Source organism: Bacillus sp. NP157, assembly GCA_018889975.1.
Lineage (GTDB): Bacteria > Pseudomonadota > Gammaproteobacteria > Xanthomonadales > Rhodanobacteraceae > Luteibacter.
Map to the genome: position 1 here is coordinate 264,765 of CP076546.1, position 11,226 is coordinate 275,990.

Consider the following 11,226-nt stretch of genomic DNA (forward strand, 5'->3'; position numbering starts at 1 on the left):
CGCAACCAGTTATTTAAACAACGCCTCGATACGCCCCGCCGTCAACGCCCCACTAACGGCCTTCCGCGACCCATCCGCATAAACCACCAGCGTCCGCGGCGTCTCCCCGCCCCATGTCGGGTCGAGCAGGAAATTGATCCGCTCCGGCGTCGCATCCGCATAGGCGCGCGAGGGCACGTCGTCCAGCTTCGCCCGCTTCAGCCGCGCCTCGAGCGCCTGTACCTGCGATGCCGGATCGGTGGCGACGAACACAAGCTCGACACCACCATGCGTGCGCTGGTAATCGCGCAGCGCGGCGAGGTTCTGCTCGCAATAAGCGCAATCGAGCGACCACAGGGCCAGGATCCTCGCCCCCTTCGCCGGCGGCGCGACCAGCGCCTTTGCGTCGGCCGGCGCCAGCGGCACCGGCGCGGCAGCGAATGCGGGCGAGGCAAACAGAGGCACGGCTGCCGCCAGGGCCACGCCCACGCAGGCCAGCCTGATCGTCGCCGTGCGCGGCCAGCGGCGCATCACTGCAACGCTTCCGTCGGCACCAGCCGGAACGTACCGCCAGGATTCCATGCCACGAAGGCGCGGTGATCGAGCAACACGAGCCTGGGCCAGCCCGATGGACCGTCAGTGTGGGCAATGCTGCGCGGATCCGAGAACGTCAGGCCACCGTCGGTGGACTGGCGAAGCATCAGCTCCAGGCCCTTGTCGGTCATCTGGTGCCAGGCGATCCAGACCTGCTTGCCGTCGACCGCGAGGTCGGCATGCGAGGCGCCATTACCGGCCACGGTGAACGCATGCTGGGGCGGCTTGCCCGGCGCCAGCTGGCCGTACGTGATCGTCGGCTTGCCATCGCCGGCGCTGAACCACACCGCATGGCGGACGCCCGTGCCATCGATGGCAAGCGACGGGCCGTGGTGCGGGCAGCCTTCGATGTGCCACTGCGTGAACGTGGCGCGCTGCACGTCGGGCGTGCCGCCGACGGGCAGGGTGGCGTAGGCGTGGTCGCGGATATTGTCGCCGTAGATCGCGCGGAAGAAGGCGTCGATGCTGCCGTCCGGCGCACGGGACAACGCAATGCGGCAGCACTCGCAGCTCTGGTCGGTGATCTTGCGCTCCGCGGCGAAGGTCGCGCCACGATCGGTCGACCAGCTGTAGTACGTGGCGGCGCCGAGGTAGGCCTTGTGGGCCTTGGTCGCGGCCTCGAGGTCGCGTTTGTCGATCCACGCAACGAGGATATTGCCCTTGCCGTCGACCGCCATCGAATCGAAGCGATGGGTGATCTCGGCGCGATCGGCATGCACGGTCTTCGGTGCGTCGAAGTGCGCGCCGTGGTCGAGCGAGCGCGAGAAGCGCACGAAGCCGGTCCACGGCGCCTTCCGCGGCTGCGACCAAGATACGTACAGCTCGCCCTTCGGGCCCAGCGCGATCTTCGGCCGGTTTTCGCCTTCCGCGTAGATCGGCTCGCCGGTGGGATTGACGATGGTGGAGAGCGCGAACTCGCGGCCCATGTCGTCGGAACGACGCACGCGCACATGCTCACCGATCGTGTCGACCACCCAGAGATGACCGCTGGCATCGATGGCGGCGTCGAAGCCGAGCGGTGCTTCGTGGCCCATCGCCATGCCGTGCATGTCGTCGGCGAGGGCGACGGCCGGCGCCAGGCAGGCCAGCCAGGCGAGTGCGTGCAGGCGCTTCATCAGGTTTCGTCCGGGCGTTCGCGTACGGGATGCTTGCTGAGCTTGCGCTGCAGCGTGCGGCGATGCATGCCGAGCCGGCGCGCGGTCTCGGAGATATTGCCTTCGCATTCGGTGAGCACGCGCTGGATGTGTTCCCACTCGAGGCGGCGCAACGGCAGCGGCGCGTCCGGTGCGTCGAGGAAATCGTCGGCATCGGCGGGGCCGGCGTCGCCATCCAGCAACGCGCGGACCACGGCGTCGGCGTCGACCGGCTTGGCGAGGTAGTCGTGCGCACCGCGCTTGATCGCCTCGACCGCCGTGGCGATCGACGCATAGCCGGTCAGCAGCAACACCCGCATGTCGGGCACCAGCGACTGCAGCTCGGGGATCAGGCGCAGGCCGTTCTCGTCGCCGAGCTTCAGGTCGAGCACGCAATAACGCGGCTGATGGCGGCGGGTGAGGGCGCGCGCATCGTCGGCGTTGTCGGCAGTGATCACTTCGAACCCGCGCGAACCCAGCGCGCGGCCGAGCACGCGTGCGAACGTCGCGTCGTCATCGACGATCAGCAGGGGGCGGCCGGTGGGCGGGGCAAGATCGTTCATGTGTGGTCTCCGATGACCGAGAGGGGCAGGCGCAGGCGCATCTGTGCGCCGTGGCCGGTATTGCTGGCAGCGAGTTCACCGTCGAGGCGTTCGGCCGTGGCTTCGGCCAGGGCCAGGCCGATGCCCAGGCCCGTCGCCTTCTGCGACAGGCCGAGGGTACCGAGTTCGTCGGCTTCGTCGAAGCCGGGGCCTTCGTCGGTCACCGTGAGCACGAGCCAGGGGCCTTCGACGCGAATGTCGAAGCCCACGTAGGCGCTGCCGTTCAACGAAGACGCTTCGACGGCGTTGTTCAACAGGTTGATCAGGGCATGGCGCAGGCCGGCGGGGGAGCGCAGGGCGAGACGCTCGGCGCCGGGTTCCACGCTCAATGCGACGTCGGCCTCGGGACGCAGCAGCTGGAAACGCTCCATGCAGACATGGATGAACTGGGCGACGGTGAGTCGCTCCGGCTCCTGGGAAAGCTGGGCCTGGCCGAACGCGACCATCTCGCGCAGGATCGTGCGGCAACGCTCCACCTGGCCGTCGAGCAGGTCGAGGTCGTCACCCAGTGCGTTGTCGCCCGCGTGTTCGCGGCGAATCTCCGGCAGCAGCGTACGCATGGTCGACAGCGGGGTGTTGAGTTCGTGCGCGGCACCGGCGGCCTGTGTCGCGATGGCCAGGATGCCTTCGTCGCGCAAGGCACGCTCGCGCACGCGCTGCACTTCGCCCTGTTGGGTGCGGATGGCCTTGGCCAGGTTGCTGATGAACACGCCGAGCAGGATCGCCATGATGACGAAGTTCACGCCCATGCCGGCGACGTACAGGTCGAAATCCAGGCTGGTGCTTCCCAGCGTCGGAAGCGGCAGGTGGTAAGGCACCAGCAGTACGTAGGCCACGCCGGTGAGGATGGCGACGAGGGACACGCCGACGATCGACAGCGCGGCCGCGGACAGCGCGATGGGCACCAGCAGCAGGGTGACGAAGGGATTGGAGGCGCCACCGGTGAAGTAGAGCAGGTAGCCGAGCACCAGCGTATCGGCCGCGATATGGACGACGGCCTCGCCTTCGCTGATCTTCCAGGGCATGCCCAGGCGGAACGATGCCGCCGCGGCGAACACCGCCAGCGTGCCGACACCGACCATCAGCGGCAGCAGCGGCACGTCGAGCTTCAGCAGCGTGACGCAGGACAGGATGGCGATGCTCTGCCCGGCGATGGCGCACAGGCGCAGCCAGGCCAGGGTGCGTGCCAGGACGAACGGACCGGAGCGTGATGAAGGGGTGTGGAGGTGGTCGCTCATGGTCTCTTCAAGGCAAAGGGCCGCCCTTGCGGGGCGGCCCTTGCCGGGGTTAGTAGTCTTCGTTGTGCACGGGCGGCACCGGCTGCACGTCGGCCAACGCGTGGTCGAGCGAAAGCTTGCGCATCAGCGGGAGCATGACGACCGCGATGACCGTGCAACCCACGCCGACGAACCCCAGCTTGTTGAACAGACTGGTGTAGACCGGGAGCGACTGCAGCGGATCGGTGATGTTGTCGGGGATGGCGGCGTAGTTGGCGACGACGCTGCCCATGTACTGGGCCACGCCAACGGCTACGTAGTAGGCGCCCATCATGAAGCCACCCATGCGCGCCGGCACGTAGCGGGCGATCATCGCGAGGCCCAGGCCGCTGACCAGGATTTCGCCCAGCGAGTAGGCGCCGTAGCCCCAGACCATGTACCAGGAGGAGATCTTGCCGTCGACGGCGGTGTGCGCGCCCAGGCCATACATGAAGAAGCCAGCGGCGACGGCGACGAAGCCGAGGGCGAACTTCGCGGCAACCGAGAAATCCTTGCCGTGCCTGCCGAGCGCGTTGTACAGCCAGACCAGGATCGGCGAGAGGATCACGATCCAGATCGCATTGAGCGACTGGAACTGCTCGGGGATCCAGTTGAAGATGTGCAGGCCGAACAGGTCGAAGGAGAGGTCGACGTTGCGCTGCGCGAACAGGTTCAGCGAGGTCGACATCTGCTGGTAGAAGATGAAGAAGGCGATCGTCTGCACCGTCAGCACCAGCGCGGCGACGAGACCGGCGCGCTCGCCGGGTTCCACGGAATAGATGAGGTAGGCGAAGATGCCGAGGACGACGACGCCCGCCAGATACACGCAGTATTCCGCAACCGTCTGGTTCTGGAGGATGACCGCAGACACGCCGATGATGGCGAGGCCACCGACCAGCACGCCCAGGATGTGCTTCATCGACGGGCGCGTTTCATCCGGAGCCGAGCCGATGTGCGCCAGGGTGTGACGCATGAAGAAGTAGTTGACGAGGCCGAGGACAAGGCCGATGGAGCAGACGCCGAACGCGGTATGCCAACCGAGGGCATCGCCGTAATGCTGGCCCACGTAGTCGCGGATCCACGGCGTGAGCAGCATCGAGATCGTCGAGCCGACGTTCACCGCCATGTAGTAGATGGTGAAGGCGCTATCGATCTTCACTTCGTCACCCTCGTAGATCTTGCGCACGAGGTTGCCGGCGTTCGGCTTGAACAGGCCGTTGCCGAGGACGATGACGCCCAGGGCGACGTAAAGGAAGACTGCGTTGTTCGTGGGGACCCAGAGCATCGCGTAACCGATCATCAGCACGACGGCGCCGGTGAGCATGGTGCGGCGGGTGCCCAGGAACTTATCGCCGATCCAGCCGCCGATGGCGGGGGTGGCGTAGATGAGGGCTGCGGCAGCGCCCCAGACGAGGTTCGAATCGGCTTCGGCGAAGCCGAGCTTCTTCACCATGTAGGTGACCATCAGCACCTGCATGCCGTAGAAGCCGAAGCGCTCCCACATTTCGATGAGGAAGACGGTGCTGAATGACTTGGTCTGTGAAACGGGCGGGTTCTGGATTGCCATTTAGATTCCGGAAACATTGGAAACAGCGAACGGCCCAAGAGGGCCGTTCCCGTTGCCATGACCCTGAACGGGGCCACAACCGGTCAAGCGTAATACAAATGGTCCGCCGGGTTGTGCTGCAGCGCCAGAGGGGCGCGGCGATACGCCACAAGGGAAGGCCGTAAGCTTGTGCGAAGACCGGCTGTGGCATCATAGAGGGCTGGAACCCAAGCCCTGACCGTCCATCATGTCGCAGCCCACCTACAACCCGACCCGCCCGGCGCCCTCGCTCGCCGCCCACCTCGGGGGCTGATCGATGGCATCCAACGTCAACCGCGGCCCGCGGCAGATTTTCGCGGCCTTCCAGTGGTCCATGAAGGGCCTGAAAGCCTGTTTCCAGTACGAAGCCTCGTTCCGCCTCGAGGTCCTCGTCGCCGTGATCGTCATCCCGCTGGGCCTGTGGCTGGGTAATGGCCCGGTCGAGAAGATTATTCTCATCACCTTCCCGATCCTGGTCCTCTCCGCCGAGCTGCTGAACTCGGCCGTCGAGGCGGTGGTCGACAAGGTCAGCCCGGAGTTCCACGAGCTGGCCGGAAGGGCCAAGGACATGGGTTCCGCGGCGGTATTCCTGCTGTTGGTCATGGTCGGCGTGAGCTGGGCGATGATCCTGCTGCCGCGGTATTTCTGACTCGACCATATGGCTTAGGGGCTGGGCCATCCGCCCGGGCCGGCTTTGGGTTAACGTGTGCCTCGCACACCCCAAGGACCCTGCCACCATGAAGACTTTCCTCCGCGCCTTTGCCCTCGTCGTGATCGCCGGGTTCCTCTCCGGTTGCGGCTATAACGCCATGCAGCGTGAGGACGAGGCCGTCAAGGCGGCCTGGTCCCAGGTGCTCAACCAATACCAGCGCCGTGCCGACCTGGTGCCCAACCTGGTCAACACCGTGAAGGGCTACGCCCAGCACGAAGAGCGCGTGCTCACCGAAGTCACCAATGCCCGCGCCAAGGTCGGCCAGGTGCAGCTGAGCCCCGACCAGGCCAACGATCCCGAGGCGATGGCGAAGTTCCAGGCCGCGCAGGGCCAGCTTTCCGGCGCGCTTTCGCGCCTGCTCGTGGTCAGCGAGAACTACCCGCAGCTGAAGGCCGACGGTTCGTTCCGCGACCTGCAGGCCCAGCTGGAAAGCACCGAGAACCGCATCTCCGTCGCGCGCCGTGACTACGTCGCCGCCGTGCAGTCGTACAACACGCTGATCCGCTCGTTCCCGAACAACCTCACGGCGAAGGTCATGGGTTACAAGGTCAAGCCGAACTTCAGCGTCGAGAACGAGAAAGCCATCTCGACCGCGCCGACGGTCGACTTCAATAGCACCCCGGCACCGGCGGCTTCGGCGGCCCACTGATGCCTCGCCTGGTGGCACGCTGGCTGTCCACGCTGGCCGTGCTCGCGCTGGCCCCGCTGGCGTCGCCGATGGCGGCGCTGGCGGCCGACGCGGCCGTGCCGAAGCTCGCCCGGCACGCCACCGACCTGACCGGTACGCTCAGCGCCGACCAGCTGAACCAGCTCGACACGCAGCTGACCGCCCTCGAAAAGGCCAAGGGCGCGCAGGTCGTCGTGCTGATGGTGCCGACCACCGAGCCGGATGACCTGGAAACCTATTCGCTCAACGTCGGCCGCCAGAACAAGGTCGGCCGCGAGGGCACCAACGACGGCGTGCTGCTCCTGCTGGCCAAGGACGACCGGCGTGTCCGCATCGAGGTCGGTTACGGCCTGGAAGGCGCGATACCCGACGTCATCGCCTCGCGGATCATTCGCGAATACATGGCACCCAAGCTGCGTACCAACGATTACTACGGCGGCATCACCGAAGCGCTCAACGCGATCACCCAACTGGTCAACGGCGAGCAGTTGCCGCCGCCGGTGCAGCCGGACGACAGCCATGAGCGCCGCCGCAGCGGGGGAGGGCATTTCCTCATCCCGTTGCTGTTCGGCGTGCTGTTCCTGCGCAGCGTGCTTGGCCGCGCACCGCTCGGCGTTCGTGCACCCATCGGCGGCATCGTCGCCGGCGGCCTCGGTTGGCTGCTGCTCAATTCGCTGTTCTTCGGTGCGCTTGGCCTGGTCGGCGGCGCGCTGCTGATGGCCATCCCGATGGGTGCCGGCCGCTCCATCGGCGGCGGTGGCTGGGGTGGTTGGGGCGGCTTCGGCGGTGGCGGAGGTTTTGGCGGCGGCGGCTTTGGTGGTGGTGGAGGCGGCGGTGGCGGTGGTTTCAGCGGCGGCGGCGGCAGCTTCGGCGGCGGCGGTTCGTCGGGGAGCTGGTGATGGATATGCAACGGATCTTCACCAACCTCTTCGGCGCCTGGTTCCAGATCGGCAAGCAGTTTCCCCCCGATGCGCTCGAGGCCATCGCACAGCGCGTCGGCGTGGGCGAGAAGACCCATCGCGGTGAGCTACGCGTCGCCATCGAGTCGCGCCTGCCGGTCGGCGAAGTCATGGCCGGCCTCACCGCGCGCGAGCGGGCGACATCGCTGTTCGCCCACCTGCGGGTGTGGGACACCGAAGAAAACTGCGGTGTATTGCTGTACGTGTTGCTCGCCGAACACCGCATCGAAATCGTCGCGGATCGCGGCATCGCGGCGAAGGTCAATGCGGCAGAGTGGGCGGCGATTACCGCGCACATGCGCGATGAATTTGCCAAGGGTCATTTCCGCGAGGCGGCGCTGACGGGCGTCGACGAAGCTGGCGCGTTGCTGGCCCGACATTTTCCTGCCGATGGTAAGCCGCGCGCGAACGAATTGCCGGACCAGCCGTTGCTGCTCTGACGTTCCGACTTTTCGCACTGCGCCGCTAGGCTCGTGTCGTCTTCGCGGTGTTGGCTTTCGCGCGCAGGCGCGCTCCTACAGAAGCGTTGCATGCGGCCTGGGTTTTTTCCGCACGTCGCGCGTGGCGGGGGCGGCAAAGAAAAAGGCCGCCTTGCGGCGGCCTTTTTCGACTCACGGGTACGACGACTTACAGGCTGAAGTCGTACTGCACCATCAGGCGCATGTAGCGCGGCGTCTGGTAGTACGTCGGCACACGGTAGGTCGTGCCGTAGTAGTTCGAGTCCGAACCATTCTCGCCGATCTCGTTGATCGCGGTCTTGGTGTCGTTGTTGAACAGGTTGATCACGTCCAGCTGCAGCGTCAGGCCCTTGGCGTATGCCGGGGTATAGACGACGTTCGGGCTGATCGACCAGTTCCACGGCAGGCGCTTCGCGGTGCCACGGCTCGAGATCTTGCCGTCGCAGTAGAAGAACTCCGAGTTGTAGCTCGGGATGCCGCCGACGGTTTCGTCGCCGCCGCCGAAGCAGCTGGTCGGACGACCAGACTCGAGCAGGCCGTTGACGCCAACCTGCCATTCCGGGGTGATCCGGTAGCCACCGTAGATCTTGAAGCTGTGGCGACGATCGTTCGGCAGGTAGCCGGTCGCGCCGACCATTAGTTCCGGGTAATCGAACGCGCTGGTCGTGCCGGTGTCGTCCTGGCCGTTATCCGACTTCACGAGGCCTTCCGTGTTGCCACGGTTCTTCGACCAGGTGTACGACGCGTTGACGTACCAGTTGTCCGTCGCCTTCTCGGCCGACAGGGTGACGGCTTCGTACGTGCGCTTCGCCTTCTCGCCGAACGCGGTGCCCGGCAGGGTGACGTTGCGCAGCTGGCCGCTGCCGTCGAGGTCGACGTCGACCGAGACCTTGCTGCCCGGGTTGTAGATGAAGCAGCCCGGCATCGTGGACGGCGGGGTGAACTGGTCGCCGTTGGCGTCCATGTCCAGGCCGATCGACTTGCCGTAAGCGTAGAACGGGCGCCAGTCGCAGGTATCGTCGATTGCGTTGTTGAGCTTGCGGTAGGTCGCCTTGGCGCCGACCACCCAGTCGTTCAGGAAATCGTTGTCGCTGGTGATGCGGTGCTGGATACCGAGGATGAACTCATCCTGCGAGTACGGCTTGAGATCCTTCGTAGCGACCGAGCGCGGGTCCGGGGTGGAACCGTTCTCGCCGTTCACGATCGACTGGCCGGTCAGCGGGGCGCCGAGGGTCGGCACGCCGGTCACCGGGTCGATGCTGGAGTAGCCGAAGTTCTGGATCGTGTAGTACGACGCGGTGGCGGCGCGCAGGGCGACGTTCGCGGCGATCGGCAGCGAGTAGCGGCCAGCGGTACCGAAGACCTTGGTCGTCGAATCGCCGAACACGTCCCACGAGAAGCCCAGGCGCGGCTGCCAGATGTTGCCCTGGCGGACGAAGTTCTGGCCGGCGCCGTTCTGGTTGTTGAACGAGTCGTTGCGCACGCCGATGTAGGCGAGGACCTTATCGGTCACCTGCCAGTTGTCCTGCAGGTACCACGACTTCTGGTCGATCGCGACCGAACCACCGGTGCGGTAGTTGTAGAGCGAGACGTAGTCCTGGCCCTGGGCGTTCGTGCGGTAGTAGTACAGCGCGCCGCCGGCGTAGCTCTGGCCCGAATCCGACTTCCACTTCTCGCGCGAGAAACCGCCCGACAGGTCGTGGTCGCCGATCTTCCAGTCCAGGTCGACGCGGTAAGCGGTGCGCTGGTCTTCGCCGTTGAAGCGGTCGATGGTGCTCGACAGGTAGCACGAGTTGACCGGATCGGTCAGGCCGCTCTGGGTGCTCGAGCGACGATCGATCACGTACGGGCAACCCTGGTTCGGGCTGTTGATGTTGCCGTCGTACTTGGTTTCGGTACCGTCGGCCGAGGTGTAGTCCGAGGAGTTCTTGGACTTCATCTTGCCCCACTGCGCCGTCAGGGTCAGGTCGTCGGTGAGGTAGCTGGTGTACTTGAACACGTTGACCGCGCCGCCGGTCTTGACCTGGCGGTTACCCAGGTAATCGGTCGTCGACGGGGTGCCGTCGGCGTTGATTTCCGAGTTGTAGTAGCGGTTGGTCGTGTGCTTGGTGTTGTTCATCCCCGTCCATTCGAGGATGTTCGAATCGTTGATGTTCCAGTCCATCTTGATGAGATAGAACGGGTCATCGTAGCGATTGCGCTCTGCCGGGGCCGACGAGGTCGCGCCAGGATAGGCGGTCGCGGTTTCCTTGTGCGACTGGAAGATGCCGTAGAAGAACAGCTTGTCCTTGACCAGCGCGCCACCCAGCCATGCCGAGTAGACGTTGTCGTTGTCGTTGTTCTTCTGGTACGTGCGGTAGAGGTTGCCGTCCTTCGTGTACGTGGTCGGCTGCTGCTCGCGGCCCCATGCCGGGGTGTAGACCCACGACGCGCCGCCCTTCCACTCGTTGGTGCCACGCTTGGTGATCACCGAGGTCACGCCGCCGGTCGAGAAACCGTACTGCGCGCCGTAGCCACCGGTCTGCACGTCGAGCTGCTGGATGGCCTGGAACGGCACTTCCGAGAACGACAGGTTGTTGTACAGGTTGGTGACGTTGAAGCCGTTGACGTAGTAGCTGTTCTCGGCGACCGAGGCGCCACCGAACGACGGCAGGTTGCCGAAGGCGGAGTCGCCCTTGACGGTGCCCGGGGTCAGCGCGGCGACGTCGACGACGTTGCGCGGGACCGGCAGTTTGTCGAGCTTGTCAGCGGTGAAGCTGGTGCGCGATTCGACCGAGGCGACGTCGATGGCCGACAGAGCGTTGGCCGAGACGGTCACGGTGTCGAGCGCCTGCGCGTCGGCGTTGCCGCCCGCGGCAGCCGCGAAATTGATCTGTGCGGACTGGCCGGCCACGACGTTGACGTCGCGGGTCGACACGGTCTGGCCGTTCTCGATCACGTTGATGCGGTAGCTGCCGATCGGCAGCGACGAGGCACGATAGTGGCCTGTCTGGTCGGCGGAAACGGTGCGCGCAGCGCCCGAGCCGAGGTTCTGGATCTGCAGGGTCTGCGACGCCGAGGCGGTGCCGTAGATGTCGCCGACGGTGCTCTGGGCATACGCGGTGCCGGCGAGCAGGCAGGCGCCGAGCGCCGATACGAGCGCAGTGCGCTTCAACACGCGAGAGCGCGCGAACAGGGTGGTGCTTGTCATGAGGTCAAAAACTCCCTGGCCCTGCGTAAAACGCAAGGCTGAACAGCTTGTAGTAGCGCCGCGATACGGCACTCGTTTGTGGGTGTGTGAG

Annotated in this window: 9 protein-coding genes and 1 pseudogene; 4 read left to right on the forward strand and 6 right to left on the reverse strand. The window is 65.7% G+C overall.

Annotated elements, in window-relative coordinates:
* Positions 1-9: 9 nt before the first annotated feature.
* From KPL74_01265 to KPL74_01285, 5 genes are read right to left on the reverse strand one after another with little or no spacing between them, the layout of a single operon-like run.
* Positions 10-510 carry a hypothetical protein gene (locus KPL74_01265; GenBank protein ID QWT20653.1) on the reverse strand — a complete coding sequence of 167 codons (501 nt, stop codon included), beginning with the start codon at positions 508-510 and terminating at the stop codon, positions 10-12.
* Positions 510-1,688: a hypothetical protein gene (locus tag KPL74_01270; protein ID QWT20654.1), complete on the reverse strand. Its 1,179-nt coding sequence runs from the start codon at positions 1,686-1,688 to the stop codon at positions 510-512. The genes KPL74_01265 and KPL74_01270 overlap by 1 nt, the downstream gene beginning before the upstream one ends.
* Positions 1,688-2,269 (reverse strand): response regulator transcription factor, encoded by a 582-nt coding sequence (locus KPL74_01275; GenBank protein QWT20655.1) that lies wholly within the window; start codon positions 2,267-2,269, stop codon positions 1,688-1,690. The genes KPL74_01270 and KPL74_01275 overlap by 1 nt, the downstream gene beginning before the upstream one ends.
* Complete coding sequence (locus KPL74_01280; GenBank protein ID QWT20656.1) at positions 2,266-3,546, reverse strand: hypothetical protein; 1,281 nt, start codon at positions 3,544-3,546, stop codon at positions 2,266-2,268. The genes KPL74_01275 and KPL74_01280 overlap by 4 nt, the downstream gene beginning before the upstream one ends.
* Before the next feature lie 49 nt (positions 3,547-3,595).
* On the reverse strand, positions 3,596-5,131 hold the full coding sequence (locus KPL74_01285) for an oligopeptide:H+ symporter (GenBank protein ID QWT20657.1): 1,536 nt from the start codon (positions 5,129-5,131) through the stop codon (positions 3,596-3,598).
* Between the two features lie 295 nt (positions 5,132-5,426).
* On the opposite strand from KPL74_01285, the gene KPL74_01290 reads away from it, so the two are divergent.
* The 4 genes and pseudogenes from KPL74_01290 (at position 5,427) to KPL74_01305 (ending at position 7,927) form a co-directional block, all read left to right on the forward strand.
* The gene (locus KPL74_01290) at positions 5,427-5,798 is read left to right on the forward strand and encodes a diacylglycerol kinase (GenBank protein ID QWT20658.1); all 372 of its coding nucleotides are present in this window, start codon (positions 5,427-5,429) and stop codon (positions 5,796-5,798) included.
* 88 nt (positions 5,799-5,886) lie between these two features.
* Positions 5,887-6,510, forward strand: coding sequence for a LemA family protein (locus KPL74_01295; GenBank protein ID QWT20659.1), 624 nt, complete (start codon positions 5,887-5,889; stop codon positions 6,508-6,510).
* Positions 6,511-6,578: 68 nt separating this feature from the next.
* Positions 6,579-6,926, forward strand: a pseudogene (locus KPL74_01300) (TPM domain-containing protein).
* A gap of 500 nt (positions 6,927-7,426) precedes the next feature.
* Complete coding sequence (locus KPL74_01305; GenBank protein QWT20660.1) at positions 7,427-7,927, forward strand: TPM domain-containing protein; 501 nt, start codon at positions 7,427-7,429, stop codon at positions 7,925-7,927.
* A gap of 187 nt (positions 7,928-8,114) precedes the next feature.
* Here the strand turns inward: KPL74_01305 and KPL74_01310 are convergent, their stop codons facing one another.
* Positions 8,115-11,135: a TonB-dependent receptor gene (locus tag KPL74_01310; GenBank protein QWT20661.1), complete on the reverse strand. Its 3,021-nt coding sequence runs from the start codon at positions 11,133-11,135 to the stop codon at positions 8,115-8,117.
* Positions 11,136-11,226 lie beyond the last annotated feature (91 nt).